We start from the raw sequence: 14,810 nt of genomic DNA, 5'->3' as shown, positions 1-14,810 counted from the left end.
GTCGACGATCCTCCCGCCTGGGTAGGACCTGAGGCATCGGGGAAACCCCGGAGGCTACCCCGCCTTTGACCCTTGCCCGGCCGTGGAGTAGCTTCGCTTCCATAATCCAGAAGTCTTTTTCCACAATATGGAAAAGAGGGAGTGGGAGCTCATGAGCGGCATCGAGATCACCGGCCCGATGGCGGACAGGTTCGACGAGATCCTCACGCCTGAGGCGCTGGCCTTCGCGGCCGCGCTGCAGCGGGAGTTCGGCGCCACGCGGCTGGAGCTGCTGGCCGCGCGGCAGGCCAGGCAGGCCGAGCTGTCGGCGGGCGGCACCCTCGACTTCCTGCCGGAGACCGTGCACGTGCGCGAGGGCGAGTGGCAGGTCGCGCCCCCGGCTCCCGGCCTCGAGGACAGGCGGGTGGAGATCACCGGCCCGGTCGACCGCAAGATGACCGTCAACGCCCTCAACTCCGGCGCCAAGGTCTGGCTGGCCGACTTCGAGGACGCCAACTCCCCCACCTGGGACAATGCCGTCAACGGCCAGCTCAACCTCCGCGACGCCCTCGACCGCACGATCGACTTCGAGACCGGCGGCAAGAGCTACGCCCTCAGGCCGGACGACGAGCTCGCCACCGTCGTGGTGCGCCCGCGCGGCTGGCACCTGCAGGAGAAGCACCTGCTGGTCGACGGCTCACCGGTCTCGGGCTCGCTGTTCGACTTCGCCCTCTACTTCTTCCACAGCGCCGAGCGGCAACTGGCCAAGGGCAAGGGCCCCTACTTCTACCTGCCCAAGATGGAGTCGCATCTGGAGGCCAGGTTGTGGAACGACGTGTTCGTCAGGGCACAGGAACTCAGGGGCGTCCCCCGGGGCACGATCAGGGCGACCGTGCTCATCGAGACCTACCCTGCCGCGTTCGAGATGGAGGAGATCCTCTACGAGCTGCGCGAGCACTCGGCGGGGCTCAACGCCGGACGCTGGGACTACCTGTTCAGCGTGATCAAGAAGTTCCGCACGCGGGGCCGCGAGTTCCTGCTGCCCGAGCGCAACGCGGTGACGATGACGGCGCCGTTCATGCGCGCCTACACCGAGCTCCTCGTGCGCACCTGCCACAAGCGCGGCGCGCACGCCATCGGCGGCATGGCGGCCTTCATCCCCTCGCGCCGCGACCCCGAGGTCAATGCGATCGCCCTGGAGAAGGTCCGCGCCGACAAGACCCGCGAGTCCGGCGACGGCTTCGACGGCTCCTGGGTGGCACACCCCGACCTGGTGCCGATCTGCCGCGAGGTCTTCGACGGCGTGCTCGGCACGCGCCCCAACCAGCTCGGCAGGCTGCGTGAGGACGTCTCGGTGTCGGCCGCCGACCTGCTGTCGGTGGCCAAGACGCCCGGCGAGATCACCGAGGCGGGCCTGCGCAACAACGTGGACGTGGCGCTGCGCTACCTGGCCGCGTGGATGGGCGGGCTCGGCGCGGTGGCCATCCACAACCTGATGGAGGACGCCGCGACGGCCGAGATCTCGCGCTCGCAGATCTGGCAGTGGATCCACAACGACATCGAACTCGCCGACACCGGCCGGGTCGTCACCCGCGCACTCGTCGAGGAGATCATCGCCGAGGAGCTCGCCAAGATCGCGGCCGAGCCCGGCTACGACGCCGCACGCTACGAGCAGGCGACCGCTCTGTTCAAGCAGGTGGCGCTCGACGACGACTTCGCCGAGTTTCTCACGCTCCCGGCCTACGAGCGGATGCCGTAGCCCCCGGCGTCGCCGTGGAGGAGGATGAGCCCTGTGACACCGCTGGACACGCTGCGCGCACGCCTGGTCGAGGCGTTCGGCCCCGGCCAGGTCATCACCGACCGGGTACGGCTGCGCACCTACGAGAGCGACGGCCTGACCGTGCACAGGGCGACCCCGGCCGTGGCCGTGCTGCCGGACGACGCCGAGCAGGTCGCGGCCGTGGTCAGGCTGTGCAACGAGCACGGCGTGCCGTTCGTGGCGCGCGGCTCGGGCACGGGCCTGTCGGGCGGCGCGCTGCCCCGCGCCGACGGCGTGCTGATCGTGACCTCCCGGATGCGGCGGATCGTGGAGGTCGACATCGGCAGGCGCAGGGCCGTGGTCGAGCCGGGCGTGACCAACCTGGCCATCACCGAGGCCGTACGCGAGCACGGCTACTACTACGCGCCCGACCCCTCCAGCCAGCAGGTGTGCTCGATCGGCGGCAATGTGGCCGAGAACTCGGGAGGCGCCCACTGCCTCAAGCACGGCTTCACCGTCAACCACGTGCAGGCCTGCGAGATCGTCACCCCGGACGGCGACATCGTCGAACTGAGCGACGCCAACCCCGGCTACGACCTGCTGGGCGCCTTCGTCGGCTCGGAGGGCACACTCGGCATCGCCACCAAGGTCACCGTACGGCTGACGCGGGCCCCCGAGACGGTGATGACGGTCCTGGCGGCGTTCGAGACGATCGAGGCGGGCGGCAGGGCGGTCTCGGCGATCATCGGGGCGGGCGTGCTGCCTTCGGCGATCGAGATGATGGACGCGCTGGCCATCGAGGCGGCCGAGGCCGCGGTGGCCTGTTCCTACCCCGAGGGCGCCGGAGCCGTGCTCATCGTGGAGCTCGACGGGCCGAGCGCCGAGGTGGCCTACGAGTTCGCCCGGATCGAGGCGATGTGCGGCGAGGCGTTCGCACTGCGGGTGGCCGACGACCCGGCCGAGCGCGCGGCGATCTGGAAGGGCCGCAAGTCGGCGTTCGCCGCGGTCGGCAGGATCAGTCCCGCCTACATCGTCCAGGACGGCGTCGTGCCGCGCACCGCACTGCCCCAGGTGCTGGCCGGGATCGACGCGCTCTCGGCGGAGCACGGCATCAGGGTGGCCAACGTCTTCCACGCGGGCGACGGCAACCTGCATCCGCTGGTGCTGTTCGACGACGCCGACCCGGCCGAGGCCGAGCGGGCCGAGCTGGTCTCGGGCCGCATCCTGGAGCTGTGCGTGGAGCACGGCGGCTCGATCACCGGCGAGCACGGCGTGGGCGTGGACAAGGCGCGCTCGATGCCGAAGATGTTCACCGCGGACGACCTGGACACCATGCAGCTGCTGCGGTGCGCCTTCGACCCGCACGGCCTGTCGAACCCGGGCAAGATCTTCCCCACCCCGAGGTTGTGCGGCGAGGCGCCCGGCGTGCGCAAGGGCGTGCATCCCCTGGTCGCATCGGGAGAGGCCGAGCAGTGGTGACGACGAGGGCCGCGGGGCCCGGCGACGCGGTGTCGGGCGTTTCGCCCCGGTGGGTGGCGCTGCCCGAGACGGTCGAGGAGATCGCCGAGGTGCTGCGCGAGTGCGCGCAACGCGACCTGGCCGTGGTGCCGGTGGGCGCGGGCGGCAAGCTGCACTGGGGCCGCAGGCCCGACCGATGCGACGTGCTGCTCGACCTGTGCTGCCTGAACGAGGTGCTGGAGCACGCCGAAGGCGACCTGGTGGTCAGGGCGCAGGCCGGGGTGCCGATGGACGCCCTGGCGAGCAGGCTGGCCGAGGCGGGCCAGGAGCTCGCCCTCGACACGCCCGTGCCCGGCGCCACCGTCGGCGGCACGCTGGCGACCGCCCTGGCCGGCCCCCGGGCCTTCAGGTACGGCACCGCACGCGACCTGCTGATCGGCGTCACGGTCGTCCTGGCCGACGGCACCGTGGCCAGATCGGGCGGCAAGGTCGTCAAGAACGTCGCGGGCTACGACCTCGGCAAGCTGTTCACCGGCTCGTACGGCACGCTCGGTGTGATCGCCGAGGCCACGTTCCGACTGCACCCGATCCCCGCCCAGCGCCTGTGGACGCGCACCGAGCACCCGGGCCCGCTCAGCGTCAGGCACGCACACGACGACGCGGCGCCGCACGACTCCACCCGGTGGCGTGCCGATCCCGACGAACTGCTGCGCGCCCTGGCCGCCAGCCAGGCCGAGCCGAGCGGCGTCGAGCTCGACTGGCCGGCCCACGACGGCCCCTTCACGGTCTCGGCGCTGTACGAGGGGCACGCGGCGGCCGGACGCGTGCCACAGGGCGTGAGCACGCCGCCGCCAGGATGGGGGCTGCTGCCGGGCGAGGAGATCCTGCTGGCCGTCGTGCCCGGCCCCGCCTCGATCACCACGACCATGATCGCGGTACACGCGGCCGCGCGCGGCTCGGGCGTACGGCCGTCGGTCAAGGTGTGGCTGATGCCCGAGCCCGTGTGTCACGTGGCGCTGCCCGGCGGGAGCGAGGCATCCGGCGTGGCCGCGTTCGTCTCGGCGTTGCGCGGCGACCTGGACGACGCCGGGGCCAGGTTGCGCGTGGTGACCGCGCCCGAGGACGTCGCCAGGCGCCTGGACCGGTGGGGCAGGGTCGACGGGCTGGCGCTGATGCGCAGGGTGAAGGACAGGTTCGATCCCGGGCGCAGGCTGTCTCCCGGGCGCTTCGTCGGAGGGATCTGACGCCATGGACCCCGAGCTGATCAAGGACTGCGTGCACTGCGGCTTCTGCCTGCCGAGCTGCCCGACGTATGTGTTGTGGGGCGAGGAGATGGACTCGCCACGCGGCCGGATCCATCTGATGAAGCAGCACGTCGAAGGCGTGCCGCTGACGCCCGAGATGGCCGGGCACTTCGACGCCTGCCTCGGCTGCATGGGCTGCCTGACCTCCTGCCCTTCGGGCGTGCGCTACGACCGGCTGATCGAGGGGGCCAGGGCAGAGGTCGAGCGGCTGCACGAACGCGATCCGCAGGAGCGTGCCGTACGCGCCCTGGTGTTCGGCCTGCTGCCCTACCCGCGCAGGCTGCGGGCGCTGCGGCTGCCGATGCGGCTGAGCGGGCGGCTGGCGCCGTTCCTCGACCGCGTGCACCCGAGCCTGGGCGCGATGGCCGCCCTGGCCCCACCCCCAGGCCCGCGCGTACGGCTGCCGCGCCGGGTGCGGGCGAGAGGACCCAGGCGTGCGGTGGTCGGCATGCTCACCGGATGTGTGCAGGGCGAGTTCTTCCCCCAGGTCAACGCGGCCACGGCCAGGGTCTTGGCGATGGAGGGCTGCGACGTGGTGATCCCGGCGGCGCAGGGCTGCTGCGGCGCCCTCAGTGTGCACGCCGGACGCCGCGACCAGGCCCGGCGGCTGGCCGCGCGCACGGTGGCGACGTTCGCCAGGGCGGGCGTCGACACGGTCGTGGTCAACGCGGCCGGATGCGGTTCGACGATGAAGGACTACCCGGACCTGCTGGGCGCCGAGCCGCCCTTCCGTGTGCTGGACCTGGCCGAGTACCTCGTCGAGCTGGGACCGGCGGCCAGGCGTGAGCCGCTGGAGCTGACCGTGGCCTATCACGACGCCTGCCATCTGGCCCATGCCCAGGGCGTGCGGGCCCAGCCGCGTGAGCTGCTGCGCGCCGTGCCGGGGCTGGTGCTGCGGGAGCTGCCCGAGTCCGACATCTGCTGCGGCTCGGCCGGGACCTACAACATCTTCCAGCCGCGTGCCGCCCGCGACCTGGGCGACCGCAAGGCGGGCGGCGTGGCGGGCACGGGGGCGCAGGTGCTGGTGTCGGCCAATCCCGGCTGCACCCTGCAGATCGCGGCCGCGATGGGCCGCAGAGGCCAGGAGATACGCGTCGCGCACACCGCCCAGGTGCTCGACGCGTCGATGCGAGGGGTGGCGTTGTGAACGAGAGCAGGCCGAACACGGGGGTGCAGTCGGTCGAGCGTGCGCTGGACGTCCTGGAGGCGCTGTCCGCGCACGGCGGCGAGGCCGGGCTCTCCGAGATCGCGGCCAGGACCGGGCTGCCCTACGGGACCATCCATCGGCTGCTGCGCACGCTGCTGCTGCGTGGCTATGTGCGTCAGGAGTCGGACAGGCGTTACGCGCTCGGCGGCGCGCTGGTGCGGCTGGGCGGCGTCGCCGAACGCATGGTGGCCGTGTGGGCGCAGCCGTACCTGGTCAGGATGGTGGAGTTGTCGGGCGAGACGGCGAACATGGCGGTGCTCGAGGGCGACTTCGTGGTCTATGTGGCGCAGGCGCCTTCGCCGCGCAGGCTGCGGATGTTCGCCGAGGTGGGGCGGCGGGTGCTGCCGCACAGCACGGCGGTGGGCAAGGTGCTGCTGGCCGAGCGGCCCCCGGCCGAGGCGCGTGCGTTGTTCGGCCGCACCGGCATGGCCCGCCGTACGGCCAACACGCTCACCGACGCGGACGCCATGCTCGCCGAGCTCGACCTGGTCAGGAACAGGGGGTATGCCCTCGACCTGGGTGAGGAGGAGCTCGGTGTGCACTGCCTTGCCGTGCCCGTGCACGACGGGACGAGGGTGGTGGCCGCGATGTCGGTGTCCGGCCCCGCCGAGCGCATCGACGCGCTCGACCGGGACGAACTCGCGGCCGGGATGCGGCTGATCGCCAAGGAGTTCGGGGCGGAGCTGGGTTAGCGCTTGGGCGTGGTGACGGTGATGCCGGAGCCCTGCGGGACGGGGATGACCTCCACCCTGCCGTCCTGGATGGCCTTCCACGTGATCGCGCCCTCGCGGCCGAGCACGCGGACCAGGTCCTCGATCGACTCCAGCTCGGTCTTGACCTTGGCGTTGATCTGCTGCTGGGCCAGGTTCTGCTGCTTGGCCGCCTGCTCGGCCGCGAGGGCCTCGATGAGGCTGTCGGGCGGCTGCGGCTTCTGGATGGTCAGCACGACGTCGCCGCAGTCGCCGGTGCCGCCGTAGTTGGGCTGGCAGAAGTAGTCGGCACCCGCGGTCTCACGGATGAACTGCCTGGCCAGTGCGCCGACGCGCTGCTCCCACGCCTGCTTGACCTCGGGGTCGTTGAACAGCTTCTTCCACTCGAACTCCTGCGAGGCGGCGTCCATCGCCCGGTCGAGCGGCTGCTTGAAGTAGAAGTTCAGCATCCGCGCCCATCCGGTGGACTCGTTGTCCTCGAAGTAGGCGCCGTACTTGCGGCCGATCTTCTCGTGGAACTGCTGCAGCACCTTGCAGTCGGTGTTGAGGGTGAAGGTGGCCGAACCGGCGACCTTCATCTCGACGTTGTCGCGCGAGACGATGCTGATGCCGCCCGACTCGGAGTCCCCGGCGCCGGAGAAGTCGAACGTGCGCTGCCCGAACGGATAGGAGTAGCCGGTGTCGCCCGGTCCGAGCAGGGTGGCGCCGCTGGAGGGGTTGATGCACCGCTCGAACTTGATCGCCTCGAACGTGCCGCCCGCGTAGTGCAGCACGACCTCGTCCGGCTGGGTGCTGACCCGCGAGCACCCGGTCGCGGTGAACCCGAGCACCACCACGGCCACGACGGCCGCTAAGAACGCCTTCCACACCCATGTGCGCTTGGCCGCGGCCATGGTCTCTCCTTCATCGACTGTGCTTTACGCGGCGAGATAATAGTGTTTCGCGCTATGAGCAACAGCTCGGTTCAGTCCGTCGATCGGGCGATCGCCATTCTCGACATCCTGGCCCGGAGGGGCCCCACCCGCGTGACCGATCTGGCCGTCGAGCTCTCCGTGCACAAGTCCACGGCCTTTCGCCTGCTCAACGCCCTGGAGCAGGGCGGCCTCGTCGAACAGAGCGAGGAACGCGGCCGCTACCGCCTGGGCTTCGGCGTCGTACGGCTGGCGGGCGCGGCGACCGCACAGCTCGACCTGGCCAAGGAGGGCAGGCAGGTCTGCGAGCGCCTGGCCGGGACGCTGGGCGAGACGGTGAACCTGGCGGTGGTCCTGGACGGGCACACGGTCAATGTGGCCCAGGCCGTCGGGCCTTCGGCGATCAGCGGCAACAACTGGGTCGGCAGGCGCACCCCGCTGCACGCCACCTCCAGCGGCAAGGTCCTGCTGGCCTTCCGCGGCCTGGCGTGCGAGCACCTCGACCGCTACACCGCCCAGACGATCGTCTCGCCGCACGAGCTGGCCGCCGAGCTGGCCGAGATCAGGCGGCTCGGCTACGGCTGGACGGTGGAGGAGCTGGAGGTCGGGCTCAACGCGGTCGCCGCGCCCGTCAGGGGCCCGGACGGCTCGGTCGTGGCCGCGCTCAGCGTGTCGGGCCCGAGCTACCGGCTGACGCCGGGGCGCATCGCCGAGGTCGGCGCGCTGATGGCCGACGGCGCGCGTGAGATCAGCCGGAGGATCGGCTACCACGCCTGAGCGGCGACGGTGAGTAGCCCCTACTCATGACGGGCGCGACCACACGCGGCAGGCTGCGCTCATGGAGATCCCTTTCGAGCTGGTCGAGGCCAAGTCGCTGGTCGAACCGTCCATCCTGGCCCTGCCCGGCGTGACGGGGATCGGGCTCGGCATGCGCGAGGAGAACGGCGAGTTCTTCGACGAACTGGCCGTCGTCATCATGGTCTCGGACTTCACCTCGGTGCCCGAGGGGCTGCCAGGCGACATACTCGGCGTGCCGGTGTGCGTGGTCGAGCGCAATGTGGAGCCGTGCGTGCTGCCCGACGCGACGAGGTATGCCGATCTCAAGGGCGGTATCAAGATCACCTCACCGATGGCCGGGTCCGGCACGATGGGCGCGGTCGTGCTCGACACCTCGACGGGCGAGCTGCTCGGCCTGACCTGCTTCCACGTCACCGGCCAGCCGGGCCAGCCCTTCCCCGGCAACATCTGGCAGCCGGACTCGCCACCGCTGATCTTCGGCTCGCCGATCCCGAAGGACGACAATGTCGGCGACGTGCTGCGGGTGGACTTCCCGCACATCCACCTCATCCCGTTCCTGCCGATCCTGGCCGGGGACACCGACTCGGCGGTCTTCTCGCTCGACGCGGCGCGGGCGCAGGGCAGGGGCGTCACCGGGGGCATCGCCGGGCACGACCACGGCTTTCCCGACCTGGTCAGGGCCGTCACCTCGACCGTGCTTCCCGGCGTCACCATGCCGGTGCGCAAGCGCGGCTTCGTCACCGGCGTCACCTCGGGCACGATCGTGCACGACCACGTCTCGCTCAACTGGCCCTCGGGCGGGCCGGACGCGTTCCTGCTGCAGCAGATGGCCGTGCACACGCCCGGCGGCTCGTTCTGTCAGAAGGGCGACTCGGGATCGCTGGTGATCGTCGACAACGACGCGACCGAGGCGAGCGCGGTCGGGCTGCTGTGGGGGCACAACATCCCCTCCGCCTTCGCCCCGCGTGGCGGGATGGCCTACGCCTCCCGTATCACGGTCGTGGAGGCCGAGCTCGGCGTGTCCGTCGTGTGGGCCTGACCCCATTGACAGGCTCCTTCCCCGGGTGAACCGTCCTTTAGGTATCCCGAGACGCAAGGAGGCTGCCATGATCAGCGGGCTGTACCGAGGCGCGGACGGGGAGTCCCAGCTCGAACTCCGTGTCGACGTCGACGGCCCGAGGCCGCAGCACCGGGTCAGCGGCGACTTCTTCACCGTCCAGGGCGCGACCACGTCGTACGTCGGCTCGTTCGTCGTCGAAGGGCTGGCGGGCAAGGGCTCGTTCACCTTCGCCACCGATCGGCCGGACGTCCGGGTGGAGGTGAACGGGCAGGACGCCGTGGTGACGTTCTCCGGGCGTGGACAGGCACGTGCCTACCGGGTCGCGTTCGTCTCGCCGTACTTCCGCAGTGTGTTGCTGGAGCAGGACTCGGTGGCGGGTGCGGTGCCGTTCGTCTCCTACCAGACGGGGCTGCTGCCGGGGCCCGGCGTCGGTGCGGCGCGCTCGCTCGACGTGGCGGGGGCGTTCGGGGAGGCGGGGGTGGAGCTGCGGGTGGCGCGGCCGGGCGTGATCGGCGTCCAGGGGGCCGGGCGCGACCTGGCGTGGGACGACGCCGAGCTGCACCATGCGATGACGCAGCACTTCAGCACGTTCGCCGACCAGGCGCAGTGGCGGGTGTGGATGCTGGTGGCCAGCAAGCACGTGGGCGGCTTCCGGGGCATCATGTTCGACTACAACGACGCCTGCCAGCGTCAGGGCTCGGCCGTGTTCCACGACGCCGTCAAGGGCGACTCGCCCGCGGCCCAGCGCGCCCAGCTGCGGACTTACGTGCACGAGCTCGGTCATGCGTTCAACCTGCTGCACTCCTGGCAGAAGAACCTGGCCAGACCACCGCAGCCGCTCGGCCCCGACGGCGGGTTCGGCGACCTGTCGTGGATGAACTACGTGCAGAACTACCGTCCCGGGGGTGAGGCGGGCTACTGGGCGGCCTTCCCCTTCCAGTTCACCGACGCCGAACTCCGCCACCTGCGCCACGGCTTCTTCCGCGACGTCGCCATGGGCGGCAGCGCCTTCGCGGCCGGAGCGGCCGAGATCGAGCCGTTCGCCGAGCCGGTGCGCGACCACTCGGGCCTGAAGCTGGAGCTGCGGGCCAAGGACTCCTTCGGCTTCGGCGAGCCCGTCGTGGTCGAACTCAAGCTCGGCCATGCGGGCGAGCCGAGGACCACGCACAACCACCTGCACCCCGACACCGAGTTCACCCAGGTGAGCATCACCCAGCCGGGCGGCAGGACCGTGCTGTACCGCCCGATGATGCGCCACTGCGTCGACTCCTCCCCCGAGATCCGCCTGGACGAGCACAACCCGGCGATGTACCGCAGCGCCTACATCGGCCACGGCCGCGACGGCCACTACTTCCAGCAGCCGGGCGAGTACGTCGTGCGCGGCCAGTACATCGCCGCCGACGGCTCCCGCATCGTCTCGCCGCCGTGCGCGATCCGGGTGCGCTACCCGCTGGGCGAGACCGACCAGCACGTCGCCGAGCTCATGCTGGGCGAGGACCAGGGCAAGCTCTTCTCCCTGCTCGGCTCCGACTCCTCCACCCTGAGCAGCGGCAACGCCGCCCTGGACGAGGTCGTCGAGAGGTACGGCGAGCACCCGCTCGCCGTCTACGCGCGGCTGGTGAAGGGGCTCAACGCCGAACGCGAGTTCAAGGAGCTCACCGCGGCCAAGCGCCTGCACGTCCGCGCGCCCGACGCCAAGGAGGGCATACGGCAGCTGTCGGTGGTGGCCCGCAGCGCGAGCATCGACAACATCACGCTGAACCTGGTCTTCCGCCGCCTGGCCAGGGCCCAGGCCCGCTCGGGCGACCTGGAGCGGGCCTTCACCGTGCTGGACGGCATGGTGGCGACGTTCGCGGCCAAGGGCGTCAACCCGCTGGTGCTCGAACGCATCGGGCAGCAGGCCGAGCTGACCAAGTCGGCGCTGGCCGCAGAGAACTGAGGCCCGCCCGTCAGGACGGGTCGTCGAGCTCGGTGGTGAGGTGTTCGACCGGCGTGCCGTCCGGGCCGCAGGTGACCTCGACCTTGACCTCGGCCGCCTCGCTCTCGAACTCGGCCTTGGCCACCGGGGCCGGTCCGGCCTCGACGTCGTCGGCGGCGAAACCCTGGGCCGGGCTCCACGACCGCAGCCTGACCGATCCCTGCGCGCACTCGGCGACGAGGGTGCCGCCTGGCGTTCTGATGGCCTTGGAACGCCCCTGGGGATCGGCCGAGGGCTGCGGCGGCGCCGTACCCGAGGGTTGGGGGTGGGCGGAGGCGGCTGTCAGGGCGGCCTCGACCTCGGCCGCCGACAGCACACGCTCGTCGTCGGCCGCGATCGGGCCGCCGATCAGCTGGAGCACGGCCACGCCCGCCCCTGTGGCGAGTATGGCCGCGACCAGCCAACCGGTTCCTGCCAGCATGACTCCTCGACGCATGGCCCCACTCTCCCCCAGGTCGTGATAACGCCACGTTAAGAGCGCGATAAGGCGGGTTACCGCATGGCCGGGATGCGTCTACGGTGTGGCTACATGTCCGACATCCTGCTCATCGAGGACGACGTGACCATCCGGACCGGCCTCACGCGGGGGCTGCGGGAGCTGGGGCACGCCGTCTCCTCGGCGCCGACCGCCTTCGAGGGGCTGCGCCTGGCCGTGCGCGACCGGCCCGACCTCGTCGTGCTCGACCTCGGGCTGCCCGACCTGGACGGGGCCGAACTGCTGCGGATGTTGCGCGCGGTCAGCCGGGTCCCGGTCATCGTGGCCACCGCACGGGACGGCGACGCGGCGATGGTGCCCGTGCTGGACGCGGGGGCCGACGACTATGTGGTCAAGCCGTTCAGCGCCGCCCATCTCGACGCCAGGATCAGGGCCGTGCTGCGCAGGAGCGGAGCCGATCGGCCGGACGAGGCGCTGGTCGTCGGCGGGCTCGGCGTCGATCCGCGTACGCGTGTCGCCACGCTCGACGGCGAGGAGCTCGACCTGACGCCGAGGGAGTTCGACCTGCTGTGCTACCTGGCGGGCAGGCCGGGCGAGGTGGTGACCAAGCGGGAGCTGCTGACCGAGGTGTGGCAGGTGCCCTACGGCGGCGCCGACAAGACGGTCGACGTGCATCTGTCGTGGTTGCGCCGCAAGATGGGCGAGAGCGCGCAGGAGCCCAGGTACCTGCAGACCGTGCGCGGGGTCGGCGTGCGACTGGTGGAGCCGCAGTGAGGCGCAGGCTGGCCCTCCTGGTCGCGGCGACGACCTCGCTCGTCCTGGTCGCGCTGCTGGTGCCGATGGCGCTGCTGATCCGCTCGGTCGCCGAGAACGCCGCCATGGACGGTGCGACGGGAGCCGCCGAGTCGGTCGCCTTCGCCGTGCCCGCCGTCGCCCCCGGCGAGCTCGCCCTCGCCCTTGAGCAGGCCGATCGGCCCATGACGGTGTTCCTGCCCGGCGGCGCGGTCGTCGGGCAGGCCGCGCCGCGCTCGGCCGCGGTCAGGTTGGCCTCGCTCGGGCGCAGCGTCACCGCCGAGGCGCCCGGCGGGCGTGAGGTGCTGGTCTCGGTGCTCTCGGCCGACGGCACCGCCGTGGTCAGGGTGTTCGTCGGCGAGGACGACCTGCGGGCCGGGGTGCGCGAGGCCTGGCTCGGGCTGCTGGTGCTCGGTCTCGCGCTGATCGCGGTCGGCGTGGTCGTGGCCGATCGGCTGGCCAGGGCGCTGACCAGGCCGATGAGCACGATGGCCGAGGTGTCGCACCGGCTGGCCGCAGGCGACCTCGCCGCCAGGGCCGTGCCCGAAGGGCCGCAGGAGGTGCGCTCGGTCGCCCTCGCGCTCAACCACCTGGCCACCAGGATCAGCGACCTGCTGGCCGAGGAGCGCGAGTCGGTCGCCGATCTGTCGCACCGGCTGCGCACCCCGCTGACCGGCCTCAGGCTGGAGGCCGAGTCGCTGCGCGACCCCGAGGAGGCGGCCGGCATCAGGGAGCGGGCCGACGCGCTCGAACGCGCGGTCAGCGCCGTCATCACCGAGGCCAGGCGGCGCACCGGCGAACGTTCGGGGTGCGACGCGGCTGCCGTGGTGGCCGAGCGCGCCGCGTTCTGGTCGGTGCTGGCCGAGGACCAGGACCGGCCGTTCACGATCGAGGTCGCGCCCGGCCCGCTGCCGGTCACGGTGCCCGCCGCCGATCTGGCCGCCTGTGTCGACGCCCTGCTCGGCAATGTGTTCGCCCACACCCCCGAGGGCGTGGCCTTCGCCGTACGGCTGGAGCCCGGGGTGCGGCTGACCGTGTCGGACGAGGGGCCCGGGTTCGCGGCCGAGGAGCTGGAGCGGGGGCGCAGCGGGGCCGGGTCGACCGGGCTCGGGCTGGACATCGCCAGGCGCACCGCTGCGGCGTTCGAGGTGTCGCAGGGGCCTGGCGCGACGGTGTCGCTGACCTTTAGCCCGGCCTTAACGACCTCCTAGCGCGGCGCTATCGCGGGCCGGGCGAGGCTGTGGAGCATGATGACGAACCGAAGCAAGCTCCTGCTCGCCGCCTCCGCCGCCGTCGCCGCCGTCGCGATCGGCGCCCCCGCCGCGCTGGCCGCCTCCCCCACGCCCGTGGCCCCCGTCACCACGACGTCGGCGCCCGCCCCGGCGACCCCCGCGACCCCGGCGCCCGCCGTACCCGGTGGGGTGAGCGAGGCCCAGGCCGTCGAGACCGCCAAGCAGCGTGTGCCGGGCGCCACCGTCACCGAGGTGGAGCGCGACGACGACGACAACGACCAGCCCACCTGGGACGTCGACCTGCGCAACGGCACGACCGAGTACGAGGTCACGGTGTCGGCCGCGACCGGCAAGATCGTCGCCTTCGAGGAGGACAAGGACGACGCCGACGACGCCGACGACGACCGTGACGACAACGACGACGACTGATCGAAGGGGCTGACGGGCGGCTGGACGGCCTTCGGGTCAGCAGCCGTCCAGGATGCCGCTCATCGCGGCTTTCTCCGCCGCCGTGACCCAGACGTCGTACTTGTCCTTCACCTGGATCTGCCGTGCGATGTAGGCGCATCGGTGCGCCTTGCGGGGCGGCAGCCAGGTGGCGGCGTCGGAGTCGCTCTTCTGGCCGTTCAGCGGTCCGTCGACGGCCATCAGGTTGAGCGGGTCGTTGGCGAACTCCTTGCGGGTGGCGGCCGACCACTGCTGCGCGCCCTTCTGCCAGGCGTCCGACAGCGGGATGACGTGGTCGATCTGTACGGCGGTGCTGGTGTCCTGGCCGCGCTTGAACTTGATCATCTTGCCGCTGTAGGGGTCGTCGAGCACGCCGGTCAGCACGATGCAGTCGTGGGTGCCCGGCTTGAACGTCTCGTCCACCAGGTCGCGCTTGAGGATGTCGTTGCGCGTGTCGCAGCCGTTGTGGTCGACGTCGGACCAGGCGGGCCCGAACTTGTCCCGGTCGAAGCCCGTGCGCGGGGCCCGGCCCTTGACGTCCAGGGTTCCGAGCGCCTTGCGGGCCTTGGCGACGTCGATCTTCTCACTCTTGCCGGGCTTCTCGCCGCCACCGGCGGTGTCGAGGTCGGCGGCCTCAAGTGCGCCGCATCCCGACAACAGCAGTGCGGCGGCCAGTCCTGCGAGGACCGTCCGTCCCTCGCGTGCAGCCACCGTAACCCCCACCTAGTCCGTAGTTAAT

Annotated in this window: 14 protein-coding genes; 11 read left to right on the top strand and 3 right to left on the bottom strand. The window is 71.6% G+C overall.

From position 1 onward, the window contains the following. Nucleotides 1–151: 151 nt before the first annotated feature. The 5 genes from aceB to ACTWNK_RS12410 are packed head-to-tail and all read left to right on the top strand — an operon-like array spanning nucleotide 152 to nucleotide 6,399. Nucleotides 152–1,738, top strand: a complete 1,587-nt coding sequence (gene aceB / locus ACTWNK_RS12430) for a malate synthase A (RefSeq protein ID WP_474304062.1) — start codon at nucleotides 152–154, stop codon at nucleotides 1,736–1,738. A gap of 24 nt (nucleotides 1,739–1,762) precedes the next feature. Then, nucleotides 1,763–3,217, top strand: a complete 1,455-nt coding sequence (locus ACTWNK_RS12425) for an FAD-linked oxidase C-terminal domain-containing protein (RefSeq protein ID WP_474304061.1) — start codon at nucleotides 1,763–1,765, stop codon at nucleotides 3,215–3,217. Further along, nucleotides 3,214–4,440, top strand: coding sequence for an FAD-binding oxidoreductase (locus ACTWNK_RS12420; protein ID WP_474304060.1), 1,227 nt, complete (start codon nucleotides 3,214–3,216; stop codon nucleotides 4,438–4,440). Before ACTWNK_RS12425 ends, ACTWNK_RS12420 begins: the two co-directional genes overlap by 4 nt. Nucleotides 4,441–4,444: 4 nt before the next feature. After that, nucleotides 4,445–5,647, top strand: a complete 1,203-nt coding sequence (locus ACTWNK_RS12415; RefSeq protein ID WP_474304059.1) for a (Fe-S)-binding protein — start codon at nucleotides 4,445–4,447, stop codon at nucleotides 5,645–5,647. Continuing rightward, the gene (locus ACTWNK_RS12410) at nucleotides 5,644–6,399 is read left to right on the top strand and encodes an IclR family transcriptional regulator (RefSeq protein ID WP_474304058.1); all 756 of its coding nucleotides are present in this window, start codon (nucleotides 5,644–5,646) and stop codon (nucleotides 6,397–6,399) included. The genes ACTWNK_RS12415 and ACTWNK_RS12410 overlap by 4 nt, the downstream gene beginning before the upstream one ends. On the opposite strand, the gene ACTWNK_RS12405 is transcribed toward ACTWNK_RS12410, so the two are convergent. Next, nucleotides 6,396–7,310 (bottom strand): SPFH domain-containing protein, encoded by a 915-nt coding sequence (locus ACTWNK_RS12405; RefSeq protein WP_474304057.1) that lies wholly within the window; start codon nucleotides 7,308–7,310, stop codon nucleotides 6,396–6,398. The two genes, ACTWNK_RS12410 and ACTWNK_RS12405, sit on opposite strands and share 4 nt — an antisense overlap. 54 nt (nucleotides 7,311–7,364) lie before the next feature. On the opposite strand from ACTWNK_RS12405, the gene ACTWNK_RS12400 reads away from it, so the two are divergent. The 3 genes from ACTWNK_RS12400 to ACTWNK_RS12390 all read left to right on the top strand — a co-directional run bounded on the left by ACTWNK_RS12400 (nucleotide 7,365) and on the right by ACTWNK_RS12390 (nucleotide 11,125). Next, nucleotides 7,365–8,105: an IclR family transcriptional regulator gene (locus ACTWNK_RS12400; RefSeq protein ID WP_474304056.1), complete on the top strand. Its 741-nt coding sequence runs from the start codon at nucleotides 7,365–7,367 to the stop codon at nucleotides 8,103–8,105. A 61-nt stretch (nucleotides 8,106–8,166) separates the two neighbouring features. Continuing rightward, nucleotides 8,167–9,165, top strand: coding sequence for a chymotrypsin family serine protease (locus ACTWNK_RS12395; protein ID WP_474304055.1), 999 nt, complete (start codon nucleotides 8,167–8,169; stop codon nucleotides 9,163–9,165). A 67-nt stretch (nucleotides 9,166–9,232) separates the two neighbouring features. Then, a complete protein-coding gene (locus ACTWNK_RS12390; protein WP_474304054.1) occupies nucleotides 9,233–11,125 on the top strand; it encodes a zinc metalloprotease in 1,893 nt (630 codons plus the stop codon). 10 nt (nucleotides 11,126–11,135) lie between these two features. Here the strand turns inward: ACTWNK_RS12390 and ACTWNK_RS12385 are convergent, their stop codons facing one another. Next, complete coding sequence (locus ACTWNK_RS12385; protein WP_474304053.1) at nucleotides 11,136–11,585, bottom strand: hypothetical protein; 450 nt, start codon at nucleotides 11,583–11,585, stop codon at nucleotides 11,136–11,138. A gap of 108 nt (nucleotides 11,586–11,693) precedes the next feature. Here ACTWNK_RS12385 and ACTWNK_RS12380 point away from each other — a divergent pair, with 108 nt between their 5' ends. The 3 genes from ACTWNK_RS12380 to ACTWNK_RS12370 are packed head-to-tail and all read left to right on the top strand — an operon-like array spanning nucleotide 11,694 to nucleotide 14,053. Further along, complete coding sequence (locus tag ACTWNK_RS12380) at nucleotides 11,694–12,374, top strand: response regulator transcription factor (RefSeq protein ID WP_474304052.1); 681 nt, start codon at nucleotides 11,694–11,696, stop codon at nucleotides 12,372–12,374. Beyond that, entirely contained in the window at nucleotides 12,371–13,603 is a 1,233-nt protein-coding gene (locus ACTWNK_RS12375) for a HAMP domain-containing sensor histidine kinase (protein WP_474304051.1), read from the top strand. The genes ACTWNK_RS12380 and ACTWNK_RS12375 overlap by 4 nt, the downstream gene beginning before the upstream one ends. Nucleotides 13,604–13,639: 36 nt before the next feature. After that, nucleotides 13,640–14,053: a PepSY domain-containing protein gene (locus ACTWNK_RS12370; protein WP_474304050.1), complete on the top strand. Its 414-nt coding sequence runs from the start codon at nucleotides 13,640–13,642 to the stop codon at nucleotides 14,051–14,053. Nucleotides 14,054–14,089: 36 nt separating this feature from the next. Here the strand turns inward: ACTWNK_RS12370 and ACTWNK_RS12365 are convergent, their stop codons facing one another. Then, nucleotides 14,090–14,782, bottom strand: a complete 693-nt coding sequence (locus tag ACTWNK_RS12365) for an HNH endonuclease family protein (protein WP_474304049.1) — start codon at nucleotides 14,780–14,782, stop codon at nucleotides 14,090–14,092. Nucleotides 14,783–14,810 lie beyond the last annotated feature (28 nt).

Source organism: Nonomuraea sp. IBHARD001 (assembly GCF_056106265.1).
Note: the sequence above shows the minus strand (reverse complement) of the source record. Positions and strands in the feature narration are given on the sequence as shown.

Coding starts and splice junctions, on each gene's coding strand:
- ACTWNK_RS12370 (WP_474304050.1), top strand. CDS start 13,640: ATGATGACGAACCGAAGCAAGCTCCTGCTCGCCGCCTCCGCCGCCGTC.
- ACTWNK_RS12385 (WP_474304053.1), bottom strand. CDS start 11,585: ATGCTGGCAGGAACCGGTTGGCTGGTCGCGGCCATACTCGCCACAGGG.
- ACTWNK_RS12395 (WP_474304055.1), top strand. CDS start 8,167: ATGGAGATCCCTTTCGAGCTGGTCGAGGCCAAGTCGCTGGTCGAACCG.
- ACTWNK_RS12425 (WP_474304061.1), top strand. CDS start 1,763: ATGAGCCCTGTGACACCGCTGGACACGCTGCGCGCACGCCTGGTCGAG.
- ACTWNK_RS12390 (WP_474304054.1), top strand. CDS start 9,233: ATGATCAGCGGGCTGTACCGAGGCGCGGACGGGGAGTCCCAGCTCGAA.
- ACTWNK_RS12380 (WP_474304052.1), top strand. CDS start 11,694: ATGTCCGACATCCTGCTCATCGAGGACGACGTGACCATCCGGACCGGC.
- ACTWNK_RS12400 (WP_474304056.1), top strand. CDS start 7,365: ATGAGCAACAGCTCGGTTCAGTCCGTCGATCGGGCGATCGCCATTCTC.
- ACTWNK_RS12405 (WP_474304057.1), bottom strand. CDS start 7,310: ATGGCCGCGGCCAAGCGCACATGGGTGTGGAAGGCGTTCTTAGCGGCC.
- ACTWNK_RS12415 (WP_474304059.1), top strand. CDS start 4,445: ATGGACCCCGAGCTGATCAAGGACTGCGTGCACTGCGGCTTCTGCCTG.
- aceB (WP_474304062.1), top strand. CDS start 152: ATGAGCGGCATCGAGATCACCGGCCCGATGGCGGACAGGTTCGACGAG.